Source organism: Rhodanobacter sp. UC4438_H5 (assembly GCF_052978405.1).
In genome coordinates, this window is sequence record NZ_CM129672.1 from 2,670,499 (window position 1) to 2,688,396 (window position 17,898).

General features: G+C 70.4%; 16 protein-coding genes. 9 read left to right on the forward strand and 7 right to left on the reverse strand.

The genetic code is table 11. The annotated features are described in order from the left end of the window. Window positions 1-34 precede the first annotated feature (34 nt). A complete protein-coding gene (gene yihA, locus ACVCL9_RS12340) occupies window positions 35-685 on the reverse strand; it encodes a ribosome biogenesis GTP-binding protein YihA/YsxC (RefSeq protein WP_447097904.1) in 651 nt (216 codons plus the stop codon). A gap of 112 nt (window positions 686-797) precedes the next feature. Between yihA and ACVCL9_RS12345 the strand changes: the two genes are divergently transcribed. The 5 genes from ACVCL9_RS12345 (at window position 798) to ACVCL9_RS12365 (ending at window position 4,534) form a co-directional block, all read left to right on the forward strand. Then, a complete protein-coding gene (locus ACVCL9_RS12345) occupies window positions 798-1,556 on the forward strand; it encodes a c-type cytochrome (RefSeq protein ID WP_395120406.1) in 759 nt (252 codons plus the stop codon). 44 nt (window positions 1,557-1,600) lie between these two features. After that, window positions 1,601-2,485 (forward strand): thiol:disulfide interchange protein DsbA/DsbL, encoded by an 885-nt coding sequence (locus ACVCL9_RS12350; RefSeq protein WP_447097903.1) that lies wholly within the window; start codon window positions 1,601-1,603, stop codon window positions 2,483-2,485. 33 nt (window positions 2,486-2,518) lie between these two features. Then, window positions 2,519-3,169, forward strand: coding sequence for a thiol:disulfide interchange protein DsbA/DsbL (locus ACVCL9_RS12355; protein ID WP_447097902.1), 651 nt, complete (start codon window positions 2,519-2,521; stop codon window positions 3,167-3,169). Window positions 3,170-3,308: 139 nt separating this feature from the next. After that, on the forward strand, window positions 3,309-4,121 hold the full coding sequence (locus ACVCL9_RS12360; RefSeq protein ID WP_447097901.1) for an endonuclease/exonuclease/phosphatase family protein: 813 nt from the start codon (window positions 3,309-3,311) through the stop codon (window positions 4,119-4,121). Continuing rightward, window positions 4,118-4,534 (forward strand): hypothetical protein, encoded by a 417-nt coding sequence (locus tag ACVCL9_RS12365; protein ID WP_395120410.1) that lies wholly within the window; start codon window positions 4,118-4,120, stop codon window positions 4,532-4,534. Before ACVCL9_RS12360 ends, ACVCL9_RS12365 begins: the two co-directional genes overlap by 4 nt. Here ACVCL9_RS12365 and ACVCL9_RS12370 read toward each other — a convergent pair. Continuing rightward, entirely contained in the window at window positions 4,436-6,043 is a 1,608-nt protein-coding gene (locus ACVCL9_RS12370; protein ID WP_447097900.1) for a glycoside hydrolase family 17 protein, read from the reverse strand. The genes ACVCL9_RS12365 and ACVCL9_RS12370 overlap by 99 nt on opposite strands. Window positions 6,044-6,171: 128 nt before the next feature. On the opposite strand from ACVCL9_RS12370, the gene ACVCL9_RS12375 reads away from it, so the two are divergent. Continuing rightward, on the forward strand, window positions 6,172-8,208 hold the full coding sequence (locus tag ACVCL9_RS12375) for a transglycosylase SLT domain-containing protein (protein WP_447097899.1): 2,037 nt from the start codon (window positions 6,172-6,174) through the stop codon (window positions 8,206-8,208). A gap of 16 nt (window positions 8,209-8,224) precedes the next feature. Here ACVCL9_RS12375 and ACVCL9_RS12380 read toward each other — a convergent pair whose 3' ends face one another. The 3 genes from ACVCL9_RS12380 to hemB all read right to left on the reverse strand — a co-directional run bounded on the left by ACVCL9_RS12380 (window position 8,225) and on the right by hemB (window position 11,705). Continuing rightward, complete coding sequence (locus tag ACVCL9_RS12380) at window positions 8,225-9,796, reverse strand: sulfotransferase (protein WP_447097898.1); 1,572 nt, start codon at window positions 9,794-9,796, stop codon at window positions 8,225-8,227. Window positions 9,797-9,998: 202 nt separating this feature from the next. Continuing rightward, complete coding sequence (locus tag ACVCL9_RS12385; RefSeq protein WP_447097897.1) at window positions 9,999-10,634, reverse strand: hypothetical protein; 636 nt, start codon at window positions 10,632-10,634, stop codon at window positions 9,999-10,001. An 81-nt stretch (window positions 10,635-10,715) separates the two neighbouring features. Further along, window positions 10,716-11,705 (reverse strand): porphobilinogen synthase, encoded by a 990-nt coding sequence (gene hemB, locus ACVCL9_RS12390; RefSeq protein WP_447097896.1) that lies wholly within the window; start codon window positions 11,703-11,705, stop codon window positions 10,716-10,718. A gap of 158 nt (window positions 11,706-11,863) precedes the next feature. Between hemB and glk the strand changes: the two genes are divergently transcribed. The 3 genes from glk (at window position 11,864) to ACVCL9_RS12405 (ending at window position 13,998) form a co-directional block, all read left to right on the forward strand. Beyond that, window positions 11,864-12,901 carry a glucokinase gene (glk, locus tag ACVCL9_RS12395; RefSeq protein WP_395120417.1) on the forward strand — a complete coding sequence of 346 codons (1,038 nt, stop codon included), beginning with the start codon at window positions 11,864-11,866 and terminating at the stop codon, window positions 12,899-12,901. Then, window positions 12,888-13,571 carry an HAD family hydrolase gene (locus ACVCL9_RS12400; protein WP_395120418.1) on the forward strand — a complete coding sequence of 228 codons (684 nt, stop codon included), beginning with the start codon at window positions 12,888-12,890 and terminating at the stop codon, window positions 13,569-13,571. The genes glk and ACVCL9_RS12400 overlap by 14 nt, the downstream gene beginning before the upstream one ends. A gap of 109 nt (window positions 13,572-13,680) precedes the next feature. Next, window positions 13,681-13,998, forward strand: a complete 318-nt coding sequence (locus ACVCL9_RS12405) for a hypothetical protein (RefSeq protein ID WP_447097895.1) — start codon at window positions 13,681-13,683, stop codon at window positions 13,996-13,998. A 225-nt stretch (window positions 13,999-14,223) separates the two neighbouring features. Here the strand turns inward: ACVCL9_RS12405 and ACVCL9_RS12410 are convergent, their stop codons facing one another. Together ACVCL9_RS12410 and ACVCL9_RS12415 are read right to left on the reverse strand one after the other, a co-directional pair. Continuing rightward, a complete protein-coding gene (locus tag ACVCL9_RS12410; protein ID WP_447097894.1) occupies window positions 14,224-14,790 on the reverse strand; it encodes a hypothetical protein in 567 nt (188 codons plus the stop codon). Between the two features lie 49 nt (window positions 14,791-14,839). Next, on the reverse strand, window positions 14,840-17,866 hold the full coding sequence (locus ACVCL9_RS12415) for a DEAD/DEAH box helicase (protein ID WP_447097893.1): 3,027 nt from the start codon (window positions 17,864-17,866) through the stop codon (window positions 14,840-14,842). Between the last annotated feature and the right edge of the window lie 32 nt (window positions 17,867-17,898).

The following is a 17,898-nucleotide window of genomic DNA, read 5'->3' on the forward strand; positions in this document are numbered from 1 at the left end:
GGCGGCCCCTGCGGGAGCGCCGGCGCGCCGCAGGTCAGGTCGCCGCGCGCGCCTGTCGCAGCAGGTTCGCCACCGCTTCGCGCGCTTCGTCCACGCCGGTGCCGGCGGAGGAGGAAAACACCTGCGCGCTGGCGTGCAGCCCCTCGGCGGCAAATTGCTTGCGCAGGGCGGCCAGCGCCTGCGTGCCGGCACCGCGCGAGAGCTTGTCGGCCTTGGTCAGCAGCACGTGGCAGGGCAGGCCGGTGTCGGCGCAGAACTGCAGCATCAGGCGGTCGAACTCCTTCAGCGGATGGCGGATGTCGACGATCAGCACCAGGCCGCGCAGGCTGCGGCGACGGTGCAGGTAGGCGTCGATCTCCTGCTTCCAGTGTTCGCGCATGTCCAGCGGCACCTTGGCGTAGCCGTAGCCGGGCAGGTCGACCAGGCGCCGGTCGGCGCCGGCTTCCACCGGCGCCGCGGCGGCCTCGCGCGGCGACGGCAGGCTGAAGGCGACCATCTGCTGGGTGCGCCCGGGCGTCTTGGACGTGCGCGCCAGACCCTTGTGATTGGTCAGCGCATTGAGCGCGCTGGACTTGCCGGCGTTGGAGCGGCCGGCGAACGCCACCTCGGCGCCCTCGTCGGCGGGCAACTGGCTGAGGCGGTGCGCGGCGAGCATGAACTGCGCGCCCTGGAGGGGATTCGGCATGGGAGCGGTTTGACCAAGGTAGGATGGCACGGGATAATTCTGCGGTTTCTGCCCACCGCTTCGTTCCGGTGCGCCGTCGGCAGTGTTCGCAAGTCTCTCGGGAGTCAAGTGTATGAGTTTTCGCTCCGCTGGTTTTCGGCCCGCCGCGTTCGGGTCCGCCCTGGCTCTCGCGCTGGCGCTCTCCACTACGGCCGTGATGGCCCAGGAGGCGCCGGCTCCCGCCGCCGCCGCGAGCGCCGCGGCGCCGGCAGCAGCGCCGGCCAGCGTGGCCGAAGCGGCGGTCAAGCCGGGCGACGCCGCCGCCGGCCAGGCCAAGGCCGCGGTCTGCGGCGCCTGCCACGGCATGGACGGCAACTCCGCCGATGCGCAGTACCCCAAACTGGCCGGGCAGAGCGAGCAGTACATCGTGCGCCAGCTGACCGATTTCAAATCCGGCCAGCGCCAGAACCCGATCATGCTGGGCATGGCCACGCCGCTGTCGGTGCAGGACATGCACGACCTCGGCGCCTATTTCGCCAGCCAGAGCTCGCGCCCCGGCGTGGCCGACCAGGCGCTGGTCGAGCAGGGTGAAACGTTGTTCCGCCAGGGTGACAGCACGCGCGGCATCCCGGCCTGCATGGCCTGCCACAGCATCGACGGCCGCGGCAACCCCGGCGCGATGTATCCGCAGCTGGCCGGCCAGCATGCGCAGTACGTGGAGGCCACGCTGAAGGCATGGCACGACGGCGCCAGTTGGGGCACCGATACCCGCTCGCAGATCATGCCCGCGATCGCCGCCAAGCTGGACGCCAGGGACATCGCCGCGCTGGCCAGCTACATCGAAGGCCTGCACCCCGCCGAGAGCAAGCCTGCGGCGGCCGCCACGCCCTGACCGCCCGCGCGGCGCGTCTCCCGTTTCACCGATTCGAGGTGGTCATGTTCAAGCGTCTTCCGATCCTGTGCGCCGCCCTGCTCGCGCTTGCCGCCTGCAGCCATGACAAGGGCGAACCGGCCGCCACGCCGGCCCCCGCCAGCACGGCAGCCGCGACCTCGGTGACGCCGGCCGCCCCGGCCAGCACGCCGGCGCCGGCCAGCACGGCAGCCGCCGCCACGGCCACGCCCGCCGGCGACGACAACAGCGCGCCCGCGCCCGCCGAAAGCGCCGCGACCGCCGCCGCCCCGGCCGTGCCCTTCGTCGACAACGGCAAGTGGGTCGAGGGCAAGAACTACTTCCTGATCGACCCGCCGCAGCCGACCAGCCACCCCGGCAAGGTCGAGGTGACCGAGGTGTTCTCCTTCGGCTGTCCGGCCTGCAACGCGTTCCACACCACCGCCGACCAGATCCGCAAGAGCCTGCCCGCCGGCGCGGTGATGAATTACCTGCCCGCGGCGTTCCGCCCGGACGAGAACTGGGTGGTCTACCAGCGCGCGTACTACGCCGCGCAGGCGCTGGGCCTGGCCGAGAAGAGCTACGACGCGATGTTCGACGGCACGTTCAAGACCGGCGAAATTTCCACCTACGACCTCAAGGGCAGCGGGCTGAAGCCGAAGGAGGCCTGGCCCACGATCGAGGACATCGCGCAGTTCTACGCGCAGAAATTCGGTGCGGACCCGAAGGAATTCGTCGCCGTCGCCAACTCGTTCTCGGTCAACACCAAGATGAAGCGCGCCGACGACCTGATCAAGGCGTACGGCATCGACGGCACGCCTTCGATGGTCGTCAACGGCAAGTACCGCTACGGACCGAGCACGGCCGGCGGCTATGCGCAGACGATCGAGCTGACCCAGTGGCTGGTCGCCAAGGAACAGGCCGGCAAGTAGGCCGCCGGCGCCATCCGCGTGGAGAACGACCCGATGTTCAAGCGATACGCCCGCCTGCCCGTCCTGGCCTTGCTCGCCAGCCTGCTGCTGGCCAGCGCCTGCACCGCGCAGCCCAGCGACCCGGCGCCGTACGCGGAGGGCACCGACTACGTCACCCTGCCCGCCCCGCACCAGCGCTACAGCAGCGAGGGCAAGGTCGAGCTGGTCGAGGTGTTCTCCTACGGCTGCATCCACTGCGCGGAGTTCGCGCCGGATGCCGAGAAGCTGCGCAAGGAGCTGCCGGCCGGGGTCGAGTTCAAGCTGCTGCCGGCGCCGTTCAACCAGCAATGGGTGCCGTTCGCGCGGGCCTATTACGCGGCCAGGCAGCTGGGCGTGGTCGAGCGCACTCACCTGCAGCTGTTCGTGGCCAAGTTCGGCGAGCATTACCCGATCAACTCGATGGACGAGCTGGCCGATTTCTACGCCCGCGAAGGGGTCAACCGCGACGAGTTCATGCGCATCGCGATGGCGCCGGAAACCACCGAGAAGATGAAGCGCGACCTCGACCTGCTGCGCACCTGGCAAGTCGACGGCACGCCGACCCTGGTGGTCGACGGCAAGTACGTCGTTGCCACGGTGCGCTCGCACGAGCACATGCTGGCGGTGGCGCTGTGGCTGGCCAAGCGCGAACTGGCCGGCAAGTAGCTCCCGCCAGGCGGCCCTGCGCGGCGGCGGATCGCGCCGCCATCGTCGCGTTCACGCGGCGGCGCGCATGCTGCAGCTCGGGCGGGTGGCCAGGCCGGCTGCTGAAGGCATCCGCTCCCCTCTTCTGCCGCGTGCTGCCATGAACCGTGCCGCCACCCCTGCCACCGCACCTGCCGAGCGTCGCCTGCGCCTGCTCAGCTGCAACATCCTGGCCGGCGCCAGCGTGGCGCATTACCGCGACTACCTGACCCGCAGCCTCAACGCGGTGCTGCCCGGACGCAGCAAGATGGACAACCTCGACCGCCTGGCCGAGGTGCTGGCCGGCTTCGACGTGATCGGCCTGCAGGAAGCCGACGCCGGCAGCCTGCGCTCGGGCTTCCTCAACCAGACCCGTTACCTCGCCGAGACCTCCGGCCTGCCGTTCTGGAGCCACCAGCCCAACCGGCCGGTGGCGCGGCTGGCGCATTCGGCCAACGGCCTGATCAGCCGGCTCGAACCGACCTCGGTGATGGACTACCCGCTGCCCAGCCGCATCCCCGGCCGCGGCGCGCTGCTGGCGCAGTTCGGCGAAGGCGAAGACGCGCTGGCGGTGATGATTGCCCATCTTTCGCTGAGCGCCCCGGCGCGCGCGCGCCAGCTCGGTTTCATCGCCGAGCTGCTGCAGGATTTCCGCCACGCCGTGCTGATGGGCGACCTCAACACCGAACCGGGCAGCGCGGAGATGCGCCAGCTGTTCAACAAGAGCAGCCTGCAGCCGCCGGCGCAGCCCACGCCCACCTTTCCCAGCTGGAAGCCGCGGCGGGCGCTGGACCACATCCTCACCTCCGAGGCGATCCAGCTGGAGAAAACCTGGACGCTGCCGCAGGCGTTCTCCGACCACCTGCCGGTGGCCGCGGAAATCCGCCTGCCCGCCGGCGTCGGCGGCCGCAACACGAAGCGGAAGCACCGATGACCTCGCTGCCGTGGCGCGCGGCGGCATGGTGGCTGGCGCTGCTGGCAGTGGGCCTGGGCGCCACCGCGCTGCGCTTCGGGCTGATCGAATCCAGCGCGATCGGGCAGCTCTGCGGCAGCGGCCACGGCCCCGCGTGGTGCACGCTGCGCACGTGGCTGGTGCTCGGCTTCCTGCATCACGTCTACGGCACGCTCGCGCTCATCGCGCTGCTGCCGGCGTGGTTGTTGCGGCGCCTGTCGCTGGCCTGGCTGGCCGCGGCGCTGGGCGTGTTCGCCATGCAGTTGTACGGCGCCGAGGCCGGCGCGCTGGCCTTGCTACTGGGCAGCCTGCGCCTGCTGCGCCTGCAGGCGGACGCCCGCGCGCCACGCATGCCAGACCGGCCAGGCAAGCAGCAGGTTCAGCACCAGCCATGACCACGCGGTCGGGTTGAGCCCGGCCTCCTGCGCGACCACGACCACGCCCAGCAGCGGCAGGCACGCGGCAAGGAAGCGCTGTTCCAGCGTGGGCCGCGCCCGCTCGCTCGCGCGGGACAGCCACCCCGCCAGTGCATGGCCCACGCACGGCAGCGCGAACAGGCCCAGCGGAAAATCGCGATAGCGCCCGTCGAACACCAGCAGCAGGCCGTAATACGCCAGCGCGAACAGCCACAGCGTGCGCCAGCCGCCGGGGCCACCCGGCCGCGGCGTGCCGGCCAGTCGCCCGGCAATCCAGCGCGCCAGCCGCAGCGCGGTGAACACGGCCAGCACGCAGGCGGCCAGCGAGATCGTCCACTCCCACGGGTTGCGGCAGGCAAACCACATCTGTCGGCACTGCCAGGCGACGGCGCCGCCGCTGGCCACGCCGGCCAGGCCCAGCGCCAGCCGTTTGCGCCAGCCGTTCCGGCGACGTCGCCATGCGCCGGCCAGCGCGAAGATCACGCCACCGAGCGCCGCGGCCAGCCAGCCCAGCCACCAGCGCGCCATCTCGACCACCGGCCCGGTCATCGCGAATTTCGGCTGCGCCTGCGCGTCGAAAATGCCCCAGTAGCCGCCCACCGTGCCTTCCTGCGTGCGCTTCCACGGCTGGTCGAACGCCTCGATCACGTTGTACGGCAGGCCGGTTTCCTCCGCGTAGCGCAGGAAGTCGCGCAGGTAGCGCGCCTCGTCCACCACGCTGGCGCTGGCCGCCTGGCGCGGGCGGCCGGCGCTGGGCCAGCCGGTCTCGCCGATCATCACGCGCCGCCCCGGAAACGCCGCGCCCACCTTCGCGTACACCGCCGCCACGTGCTGCACCGCCTGCTCGGGCGGCACCGGCCGGTCTTCCCAGTACGGCAGCACGTGGATGGTGAGGTAATCCACCGAGCCGGCCAGCTCGGGATGGCGCAACCAGAACTCCCACACGTCGGCATAGGTCACCGGCTCGGGCACCGCCTCGCGCACACGCGCCAAATCGGCCGCCAGCTGCGCCGACGACAGCTCGCCGCGCAGCAGCACCTCGTTGCCGACGATCACCGCACGCACCACGTCCGGGTAGGCGCGCGCCGTGGCGATGCCGAGGCGGATCTGTTCGGCATTGGCCTCGGGATCATGTCCCAGCCAGATGCCCAGCAGCACCTTCATGCCATAGCGCCGGGCGATCCGCGGTACCGCGCTGAGGCCCTGCCCCTGCGAGTAGGTGCGCACGCAATCGAAGCGCTGCGACAGCGCGCGCAAGTCCGCGTCGACGCGCTCGGCGCTGACGAAGGCCGAGGCATCCAGCGGCGACTCGCCCGCCAGCCGGAACGGTGCATACGACACGCAGGCGATGCGCGAGGTGGGTGCATCGGGCAACGCCACCGGCCGGCCGATCGCCCACCAGCCGTACAGCGATGCCAGGGCTGCCAGCAGCAAGGCCAGCCACGCCAGAGGCTCCCGACGGACAACAGGCGCAGCTTCGGATGACATGCGGCAAACCGTGGATGGCGACGAATCAGCGTGCCAGCTTAGCAGGGCGCGCCATGTGTTCACCCGGTCCACACAAGCGGCCGCGGGCGTTCCACTACACTGCGGGCAGATCGAATCGCGGAGTACGCATGCCTGCTTTCACCTCTCCCCGGCTGGCACGCGCGGGCGGCCTGCTGCTGGCCGGTGCCTGCCTGTTCACCGGCCTTGCGCAGGCCGCCGAGCCGACGCCGGCGCAACGCGCCACGTTCAAGCAGGCCTATGCGGCGGCCCAGCAGGGCGACGACTGGCGCGCCCTCGCCGGCACGCTGCACGACTACCCGCTGTATCCCTACCTGCAGGCGGCGGCGCTGGAGCACGACATCCGCACCGTCGACCGCGCCACCGTCGAGGCCTACCTCGCGCAGTATCCGGACTGGCTGCCCGCCGCCGACCTGCGCCGCAGCTTCCTGCGCGAGCTGGCGCGGCGGCAGGATTGGAGCGGCTTTCTCGCCCTGTACCAGGCGGGCCTTGGCGACACGCTGAGCTGCGACGCGCTGCAAGCCAGGCTCGCGCAAGGTGCCACGCTGGATTTCGATCGCGATCTCGCCGCGCTGTGGTCGCAGCCGAACCTGCCCGACGCCTGCGACCCGGTGCTCGATGCCGCGCAGCGCCAGGGCCTGCTCACCGCCGCAGGGTTGTGGACGCGCATCGACCGCGCCGCCGACGCCGGGCAGGCCGGCACCATCGCCAGCCTGGCGAGCTGGTTGCCCGCCGCCCAGCAGGCCGACGCGCAGCAGCTGGTACTGGCCTTGCGCGATCCGGCCGCGGCGCTGGCCAAGGCCCTGCAGTGGAGCGACACGCCGCGCGCGCGGCAGGCCGCGACGCTGGCGCTGGTGCGACAGGCGCGGCGCGACGTGGACCGCGCCGACGACGCGTGGCGGCAGTTGCAGCCGCGTTTGACGTTCGACACCGCGCAGCGCAACGACATCCTGCGCGCGCTGGCGCTGTTCCACGCCACCGACTTCGACGACGACGCGCTCGCCCGTCTCGTCGCGCTGCCCGCCGCCGCGCAGGACGACAGCACCCGCGAATGGCGCGCGCGAGTGGCGCTGGCTCGGATGAACTGGCCGGCCGTGTTGGCGGCGATCGCGGCGATGCCGCCGTCGCTGCAGCAGGGCGACGAATGGCAGTACTTCCGCGCCCGTGCGCTCGCCGCCACCGGCGATGCCGCAGCCGCGCAACGGCAATACGCCGCGCTGGCCGGACAGGCCACCTACTTCGGCTTCCTCGCCGCCGACCGCCTGCATCAGGACTACGCCATCTGCCCGCTGAGCCTGGCCGACGATCCGCAGCGCGAGCAGCAGTTGCTGGCCCGACCCGCCCTGCAGCGCGCGTTCGAATTGTTCGCGGTGGACCTGCCGCGACTGGCCCGGCGCGAATGGAACCGCGCGCTGCAAGGCACCGACGCGGCCACCCAGCGCCTCGCCGCCGACCTGGCCAACCGGCGTGGCTGGTACGACCGCGCGGTGTTCACGCTCAGCAGCGGCGACGCGCTGCGCCTGTACGACCTGCGTTTCCCGCTGGCCAGCCAGGACGGCCTGGTGCCGCAGGCCGAGCAGGCCGGCATCTATCCGGCATGGGCGTACGCGATCCTGCGCGCCGAGAGCGCGTGGATGAGCGACGCGCGTTCCGGCGCCGACGCCCGCGGCCTGATGCAGCTGCTGCCGGCCACGGGCGCGCTGGTGGCGCGTGCCGCCGGCCTGCCATGGGACGGCGCTGCCAGCCTGTACGACCCGGTGGTGAACATCGCGCTGGGCACGCGCTACCTGGCGCAGATGGCGCAGCGTTTCGACGGCTCGACCTGGCTCGCCAGCGCGGCCTACAACGCCGGGCCGAACCGCGTCGACGTGTGGCTGGCCGAACGCGGCACGCTGGCGCCGGACCTGTTCGTCGCCACCATCCCGTACAAGGAAACCCGCGAATACGTGGCCCGCGTGATGGCCTTCAGCGTGATCTACGACTGGCGCCTCAACCAGGCGGTGGTGCCACTGGCGCGGCGCATGGGCGCGATCGGCCAGCCGCTCGCAACCCCGGGCCCGGGCACGCCGCGTCGCGTGGTGCAGTGCCCGGCGGAGGCGCCGGCGGGCAGCGCTTCGACGTCGGCGCCGGTGTCGAGCACACGCTGATCGCCGCCCTCGCCATTCACGCGTCGGCGGCGCGCATCCCCAGCAACGCGCGCAACCGCTTCAGCTCCACGCCGTAGGCGGCGCAGCGCTCGCTGTCCCGGCGCATCAACGCGTCCACGCTGCCGGCATGGCGCTCGCCGCCGCCATGCACGTCCACGCAGGCTGGCGCGAACGGCAACGCGCAGAACGCCAGCAGGCGACGTGTCTGCAACGCCGGTTCGGCACGCCATGCCTCGTAGTGGTGTTCGAGAAAGCGGCCGGGATACAGCTGCCGCCAGTGCCGGCACAACGCGTCGTAATCGCTCCAGTAGCCGGTGACGTGGTCGAGGTCGTAGCTGAACTCGTGACGGTCGAGGAACAACTGCCGGTAGCAGGCGAAACAGGTTTCCAGCGCGCGGCGGCGGCTGTCGACCACGCGCGCGCCCGGCAGCATCGCGAGGATCGCCCCGACCAGCCGCCAGTTGCCCGGCGTGCGGTCGACCAGGCAGGCCTTGCGTCCGCGTGCCGCTTCGGCGCGGGCGAGGTAATCCCGGCCCAGTCGCTGCCAGTCCGCCGGCGTGGCCTGCGTCATCCACTGCACGCGCGGCTGCTGCCGGCGTTGCGTTTCGGCCTTGAGCACCTCTTCGACCGCATCCGATTCGTCGACCACCGCCACTGCCGGATGCGCGGCCAGCACCTGCGCGGTCAGCAGCGACCCGGCCTGCGGCATGCCGACCACGAACACCATGCCCTCGCCCAGCCGCGCATCGATGGCGTCCGTCCGCCGCGTCTCGAACACCCGGCGCATCGCCTGCGCCTGCGCGCGGGACTTGGCCGGCTTCCAGGCCAGCGCGCGGTACATCTGCGCATTGGCCTTGCGCAGCGCGCGAAATGCGCCGGCGTAGTCGCCCTGGTCCTCCAGCGCGCGGGTCAACGCAAAACCCAGGCACACCCGCGCGCGCTGACTGGCCAGCGGCGAACGCAGCAGTTGTTCCAGATGCGCGACGTCGGCCGCGCCGAACGACGCCGTCTCCAGATCGGCGAGGCCGACCCAGGCATCGGCCAGGTCCGGCTGCAGGCGCAGCACCGCACGATAACTGTCGCCGGCCGGACCCAACGCACCCAGGCTCGCCTGCGCCTGCGCCAGCAGCATCCGCGCCGGCACGTGGCCGGGCTCGGCATCCAGCGCGCGATGCAAGGCGGTGATCGCCCCGGCCGGACGCTGCTGCAGCATGTACATCTTGCCGAGGTTGAACCACGCCGGCGCAAAGTCCGGCGCCTTGGCACAGCATCGCTCCAGGCCAGCCATTGCCGTCGCAGGCTCGCCCGCGGCGAACAGCGCCGTGGCCAGGTTCATGCGCACCAGCGGGTCGTCCGGCAGCAACGCCCGCGCCCGCTGCAGGAAGGCCACCGCCCTCACGTAATCGCCGCGCACGTGCCGCACCAGCCCCTGCATGCGCAAGGCCTCGGCACAATCGGGCAGCATCGCCAGCACGCCATCGAGCGCCGCCTCGGCAGCCGGCAGGTCGTGCGCATCCAGCGCTGCGGAAGCACGCGCGAGCAACGCCCGCGCCGCCGCCGGCAAGCCGGCGGCGCGGTCGCTCGTCAACGGATGATCCTGCAACGCCCCCATCCTCGTTCGCCCCTGTGGCCGCTGTGCGGCCCCATCGGCCAGCTTACGCGAGGGCAGGCACCGCATCAAAGAGCGAACGCAACCCTGCTGTCGCGAGCGACCGAAAGTCCATGTTCCGACGCCCCCTGACATGCCGGAAATCGAAAGCAGCTCGCCATGGCCGCTTTTGCCTCAACGGTCATCCACCAACCATCAGGCAGGGCAGCCTTCGCAGGTCACCCGAGCGATCCAGCAACAGGCATTGCATACGCGTTCGTCTGAACAAGCCATCACGAGACACATAGTGGATCGAGAAAACCAGATCGCCGTCGGTTGTCCAACGCGCATCATTCGGGCCACCGCGGAGGGAATACTTCCGCGTGGCGACAACTTCGCCATCGCGGTGCTGCTCCACGCGAAAAATGGCACCGGCACCGCTCCCCAGATGGTTCAATCCGGTGAGCACGATCAGCCCGAACGGCATCTTCACGATGCCGCGCACGTTTCCCTTGAGTACCGGATGCACCGTACCGCCCACATCGCGAAACACGAGTTCTCCGCCCCACTCGCCGCGATCCGCTCCAAGCAGTTGGCCGCCAAACGCGGCAAGGACATAGTCAGGCTCCTGGAGAAAGCGATCGGTATGCGTACCCGTCTCGTCGATCCCGGTTGTCTCCACCAGATAACCAGGAACAGACGCGGCACCCGCCGGGGCAGGTGCCACCGCCGCATGCGTGTTCGCCGGCCCGCGTATACGGACGGTTACGCGCCCCCAGACCGCGAGCGCCGTGCACAAGCAGAACACGGCAATCAACAGCACCGCCAGAGAGGCCATCAGGTATTTTCCGCGACCCGTCATGGCAAGCCCGATTCGTCGTTTCCGGAGACGTTCCTCAGCGGAGGAAAGGCAAGCCCGCTACTCGCGCAACCACCGCGCCGCATCCACAGCGTAATAGGTGAGGATCGCATCCGCACCGGCGCGCTTGAACGCGGTCAGCGATTCGAGCACCACCGCCTTTTCGTCCAGCCAGCCGTTCTGCGCGGCGGCCTTGAGCATCGCGTATTCGCCGCTGACCTGGTAGACGAAGGTCGGTGCGCCGAAGGCGTCCTTCACCCGGCGCAGCACGTCGAGGTACGGCAGGCCCGGTTTCACCATCACCATGTCGGCGCCTTCGAGCAGGTCCAGCTCGACCTCGCGCAGGGCCTCGTCGCTGTTGCCCACGTCCATCTGGTAGGTGTGCTTGTTGCCCTTGCCGAGGTTGGCCGAGGAACCGACCGCATCGCGGAACGGGCCGTAGAACGCGGAGGCATATTTCGCCGAGTAGGCGAGGATGCGGGTGTGGATGTGGCCGGCCGCTTCCAGCGCATCGCGGATGGTGCCGACGCGGCCGTCCATCATGTCCGACGGCGCCACGATATCCATGCCCGCCGCGGCCTGCGCCAGCGACATCTTCACCAGCGCCTCGACGGTGGGCTCGTTCATCACGTAACCATGCTCGTCGATCAGGCCGTCCTGGCCGTGGGTGGTGTACGGGTCGAGCGCCACGTCGCCGATCAAACCCAGTTCCGGATACTTCGCCTTGAGCGCGCGGGTGGCGCGGTGCATCAGGTTGTCGGGGTTCCACGCCTCGGCGGCGTCGAGCGATTTCACCCCGGCGCCGGGCGAGGGGAACAGGGCCAGCGCGGGAATGCCCAGGCGCACGCATTCGCCGGCCAGCTTCAGCAGTTCGTCGATCGAGAGCCGATCCACGCCGGGCATCGACGGCACCGCTTCGCGCCGACCCTCACCCTCGATCACGAAGGCGACCATGATCAGGTCGCTCGGCAGCAAGGTGTGCTCGCGCATCAGCGCGCGAGAGAAGGCGTCGCGGCGCATGCGGCGCATGCGGGTGGCGGGAAAGCTCATGGCGGTACTCGCAAGTCGGCAGCCCTCTATTTTACGCCTTTGCCCCGCACGCAGCCGCGGCCCGCCGGCATCGCCATTCCGGCGCGTACGGATGCAAAACGCTGGACTACGCGGCACAACGGCGGCACGCTTGCTGTTCCGTTTCCGCAGGAAGCTACATGAGCCCGTCCCGCAGCGTACCCACCCTGCTCGTCGATCTGGGTGGCACCAACGTCCGCTTCGGCGTGGCCGACACCTCGCGCGAGCGCCCGCTGCTGGCCGACAGCATCCGGCGCTATCGGGTTGCCGAGCACGATTCGCTGGTGGCCACCGCCCGGCAGTACCTCGACGAAACGGGGCTGACGGTGAAGCGCGCCATCGTCGCCGCGGCCGGACGCATCGTCGACGGCGAGACGGTGAAGGTCACCAACAATCCGTGGGCGATCTCGGCCCACCAGACCGCCGAGGCGCTGGGCCTGGAGCATGTGCACCTGGTCAACGACTTCGCCGCGCAGAGCATGGCGGTGACGCTGCTGCACGGCGACGACCTGGTCGACGTGGGCACGGTGCCGCGGCCGGTGGTCGGTGCCGAGGACGAACAGACTTTTGCCATCGTCGGCCCCGGTACCGGCCTGGGCGTGGGCGGCCTGCTGGTGCGCGGCGGTCACTGCAGCGTGCTGCAGACCGAAGGCGGCCACGCCGGCTTCGCCGCGCACACGCCGGAGGACATCGCGATCCTCGACTACCTCAACCACAAGTACGGTCGCGTTTCCAACGAGCGGCTGATCTGCGGCCAGGGCCTGGTGAACCTGTACGACGCGATCTGCCACATGGTCGGCGCACAACCGGCCGACCTGAAGCCCGAAGACATCACCGCCCGGGCCAAGGCCGACAGCTGCCCGCTGTGCACGCGCACGGTGGAAACCTTCGCCGGCATCTTCGGCAGCGTGGCCGGCGACCTGGTGCTCACGCTCGGCGCGTGGGACGGCGTCTACCTCACCGGCGGACTGATCCCGGTGCTGCTGCCGTGGCTGGAACGCGGGCGCTTCCGCGAACGCTTCGAAGCCAAGGGCCGCTTCCGCGACATCATGGAAAAAGTGCCGACCCAGGCGATCATGAACCCGGAACCGGGGCTGCTCGGCGGCGCCGCGCTGGCCGTGCTGGACTCGGGCCGGCCATTGCTGCCGCGGCGCGAGAGCAGCCATGCCACGGCGTGACGGCGCCTTCCTGTTCGATCTGGACGGCACCCTGATCGACAGCGTCTACCAGCACGTGCTGGCGTGGAAGCAGGCGCTGGACGCCGAGGGGCTGGACATTTCGGTGTGGCGGATCCATCGCAAGATCGGCATGAGCGGCGGCCTGTTCGCCAACATGCTGTTGCGCGAGACGACTTTGCCGATCACTGCCGAGCGACTGGATCGCATGCGCGAGCATCATGCCGAGGCGTTCAACCGCATGCATGCGCAAGGCGCGGTGCGGCCGCTGCCCGGCGCGCGCGAATTGCTCGACTACCTCGGCGCGCAGGACATCCCGTGGGCAATCGCCACCAGCGGGCGGATGGAAACGGCCCGGCACAACCTGGAGGCGCTCGGCATCGATCCGTCGAAGGTGCCGGTGGTCACGCGCGACCAGGTGCGCCATGCCAAGCCCGACCCGGATTTGTTCATGGAAGCGGCCGAGCGGCTCGGCGTGGACATCCGCCAATCGCTGGTGATCGGCGACAGCGTGTGGGACATGCTTGCCGCGCAACGCGCCCGCACGCTGGGCGTGGGCGTGCTCTCCGGCGGCTACGGCCAGGCCGAGCTGCAGCAGTCCGGTGCATTCCGCGTGTACGAGGACCCCGCCGACCTGCTGCGCCACATCGACGAAGTGGCGGCGCGCGATTGAGCCGGCCGCGCTTCACTGAACCGGCGCGGCGCGCATCATGAAAAGTTAATCACCGGCAACAAGTCGGGCGCTAGGCTGAACCGGCCTCGCCCTCTTCCGGAGCCGTCCCATGCGTCGCCTCATCGCCAGCCTCCCGCTCGCCCTGCTGCTCGCCGCCTGCTCGCCCGCGCCCACGCCGCCAGCCCCTGGCGAAGCGCAGACGGCGCCCGCCAACCCCGCCCTGGGCTCGCCGGAATGGCTGGCCTGGGTCGACCAGTCGCTCGCCATCAGCGACAAGGGCCACGGCCCCGACCCCGGTTCCCCCGAGTGGAACCAGGCCGTGCAGCGCAAACTGGGCGAGGAAGCCCCGCAATCCAACCCGGGCTCGCCGCAATGGCAGCAGTCGGTCGACGCGCTGCTGCGCACGCGGCTGCCGCCGGGGTCTTGAATACAGAGGCGCGCAGCGAGTTGCAGGCCACCGAGGCCAGCGGCGATGCGGGCGCAATCGCCAAAGCCAAGGAGCTGCTCATGGGGCGCGCCCGGTCGAAGGGACGATGGATACCAGATGACGCGCTGTGGGCATGCTTCCAGACGAACAAGGAAGCGCTCAACCCTCGCCGACGCCCGGCCCCGACACGTTGCCGTCGGCGAATACCGACGAGCGCGGCGGGTTTCAGCCGCGCAGGCGATCCATCGTCACGTTGCCGGTGCTGCCCGCCTTGCGCGTGAAGCGAAACCGGAACGCCAGCCTGATCGGCACGAATTCGACCTTGATCACCGGACCGTCGCAACCCGGCGCCTGCGCAGCGTCGTATCCCTGCGGGTAGGTGCATCGCCGGGACCGGGCGAAGCGCCACGACGACGTCGCCTGCCTGGCGCTGCGCATCAATTCGGCGGCAACGTCGCCGATCCTCGCCGGGCAACCGGGCAGGCCCGTCAGTGGTGCGCTGGCATAAACGAGGCCGTCTCGATCAATCGACACCTCCAGGCAGACGACCACCTCACCGCGTGGCGCGTCCGCCGTCGCGGGGTAATTGGGCAACTGCAGCGGCGCCAGGGGCTCGCCGATGACGAAGCCCTGGTTTTCGGACATGGCATAACTTTCGGCGTTGGCCGGGATGAAGGTTTCCACGCTGGAACCGCGAACCTCACCGACATCCTGATGGGCGCAGCCAGCGAGCCACGACGCCAAGATGATGAAGAACGCACTGCGCCACGTGCGGAGGGTCCGATGTTTCACGATTTCTTCCTTGTCATCGCGTTGACTGGCGGGGCGTTCCGGACGCTGGCTACGAAACCGACTCCGGCGCCAGCAGCGCATCCAGGTCAGCTTCGTCGAAGCGCAGTTTCTCGCGGCTGCCGCCGCCTTCGAGCACGGCGTCGGCAAGTTCGGCCTTGCGCAGTTTCAGTTCCTCGATGCGCTCTTCCACCGTGCCGCTGGTGATGAGGCGGAACACGAACACCGGCTTGTCCTGGCCGATGCGGTGTGCGCGGTCGCTGGCCTGCGCCTCGGCGGCGGGGTTCCACCACGGGTCGTAGTGGATCACGGTATCGGCGGCGGTGAGGTTCAGGCCCACGCCGCCGGCCTTCAGCGAGAGCAGGAACAGCGGCACCTCGCCGTCCTGGAAGCGCTGCACCGGCTCGGCGCGGTCGCGGGTGTCGCCGGTGAGGGTGACGTAGCGGATGCGGCGGCGGTCGAGCTCGGCGGCGATCAGTTTCAGCATGCCGGTGAACTGCGAGAACAGCAGCACCTTGCGGCCCTCGTCCAGCAGCGCGGGCAGCATGTCCATCAACAGCTCGAACTTGGCCGATTCGCGCACGCCGCGCGCCGCCTCGAGTTTCACCAGGCGCGGGTCGCAGCACACCTGGCGCAGCTTGAGCAGCGCATCGAGCACCACGATGCCCGAATGCGCGATGCCGCGCTGGGCGATCACCTCGCGCAGCTCCTCGGTCAGCGACAGGCGCAGACCTTCATACAGTTCGCGCTGGCGGCCTTCCAGCACCACGCGGCGGGTGATCTCGGTCTTCGGCGGCAGTTCCTTCGCCACCTGCGCCTTGGTCCGGCGCAGGATGAAGGGCGCCAGGCGCAGGTTCAGGCGTTGCTGGCACTCCTCGTCGCGTTGCTTCTCGATCGGCACGCGGTAGTGGCGGCGGAACGCGCCTTCGTCGCCGAGCAGGCCGGGCACGGCCAGGTCGATCTGCGACCAGAGTTCGCCCAGGTGATTTTCCAGCGGGGTGCCGGTGAGACACAGGTAGCGTGGCGTGCGCAGGCTGAGCAGCGCGCGGCGTGCCTGCGTGCGCGGGTTCTTCACCTGCTGGGCCTCGTCCAGCACGATCAGCGCGAACGGCTGCTGGCGCAGCGCGGCGACATCGCGCGGCAGCAGGGCGTAGCTGGTCAGCACGATGTCCTGCGCGCCGAGCTGGTCGAATTCTTCCGCGCGCTGCGGGCCATGCAAGGTCAGCACCTTGAGCATCGGCGCGAAGCGGGCGATCTCCGACTGCCAATTGGGAATCAGGCTGGTGGGCACCACGATCAGCGCGGGCTGGGTCAGCGCCCCGCCGTGCTTGAGCGACAGCAGATGGGTGATCAACTGCAGGGTCTTGCCCAGGCCCATGTCGTCGGCCAGCACGCCGCCGACGCCGGCCTCGGCCAGCGCGTTCAACCAGCGCAGGCCTTCGCGCTGGTAGGGCCGCAGTTCGGCGGCAAGCCCTTCGGGCACGGCATCGCTGGCGCGCGCGGCGGCGTCACGCAGGCGTGCGGCGAAACCGAGCAGCGGCTCGGCTGCCTGCAGCGTGCCGCCAGCGGGCATGGCGGCGGCCAGTTCCTCCAGTCGGCCGGCCTGCACGCGCGGCAGGTGCAGTGACTTGCGCGGCTTCTCCAGGTATTCGGCCAACGGCGCCAGCAGGCCGCGCAGTTCGCGCAGGCGCACCGGTACGCGCCGGCGCGCATCGACCGGGGCGTACCACACCGCATCGTCGGGCTCATTCGCCGCCGGGCTGAGGGTCAACTGGTGCTCGGCCAGCGCTTGCGCCACGGCGGGCAAAAGGTTGTGGCGCTGGCCATCGACCTCGATGCCGATCTCCAGGTCGAAGGCGTGGTCGTCGACGTCCTCGGCCGCCTGGCCATACCAGCGAACCGGCCCTTCGAGCACCTCGAACGGGAAGCTGGGCGCGTACTCGACGAGGAAATTTTCTTCCTCAAGCTTGGGGCGCAACGCCAGCCAGCGCGCCGGCGTGTTGACCTCCAGTGCGCCGGCATAACCGGCGCCGGGGAACAGCCAGGCGTCTTCGGGCAGGGTTTCGGCCACGTCCCACGGCAGCCCCTCGGTATCCACGCCGGGGGTGAGTCCGACGCGTTCGAGCTGCTCCATCGCGGTGAGTTCCTCGGCACGGCGGCGGGTGATCTCGACCAGTTGGCCATTGCGCACGCGGCGCACCAGCGGCTCGCCGCCGCGGCCGGGCAAACGCTCGCCGGCATAATCGAAGGCCAGCCGCGCATAGCCCAGCGGCGGCGTGCCGGCGGCCAGACGCGCGTGGCGGGTCAGCGCGTGCAGGATCAGCACCGGCTTGGGCGCCAGCTGCGAGCGCTTGAGATCGCCGAACACCTGCGGCAGCGGCACGCGCGTGGCCAGCCGGCTGTTCGGCAGCTTGCTGCGCAGGCGGCGGCCATGCTCGTGTTTCAGCGGCGGCAGCTCCAGCCACTGGGTTTCCTCGGCCGGCGCATCGAACAGGCCCAGGGTCGCGCGCTCGGCGTCCAGGTACCACAGCGCGTCGACGCGCAGCAGGCGCTGGCTGTTGGGCAGCAGCGGCAGCAGGCGCTGGCTGCCGTCGGCCTCCATCTGCCAGTGCCAATTGAGCGGGTGCGACTTGCCGCGCGACAGGCGCAGGCCGGCCAGGCCGCCGAGAAAGCACGGCGCGGTATCGAGCACCTCGGCCAGCAGGCTGTCGCCGACGTGGCCGCCAAGGCGGGCATAGCTGCGGCTCTTGCGCACGCTCAGCGGCAGGCCCAGCACGCTGGCGGCCAGGCGCTGCTCGTGCGGCTGCAGCGGGGTCTGCACCAGGTGGCGGCTGTCCAGCGGCACCGGGCGGCTGTAGCGACCGTGCTCGACCACGCTGAGCAGTACCGGCGCCACGTCGACGCGGGCGAACGCCGCGCCCTCCTCGGGCACCACTTCGACGAAGAAGCCGAGTACGCCACCGTCCTCACTCGCCGCGGGTTTGGGCGCAGCCAGCAGCCGCCGCCAGGCCGGCGGCAAGGTGTCGTCGTCGCCAGCCGGGGGGCCGGCGACGCGCTGCTTCTCGTCCGATTGCGGCATCCGCATGCGTTCCGTAGCAACGACCAAATGCT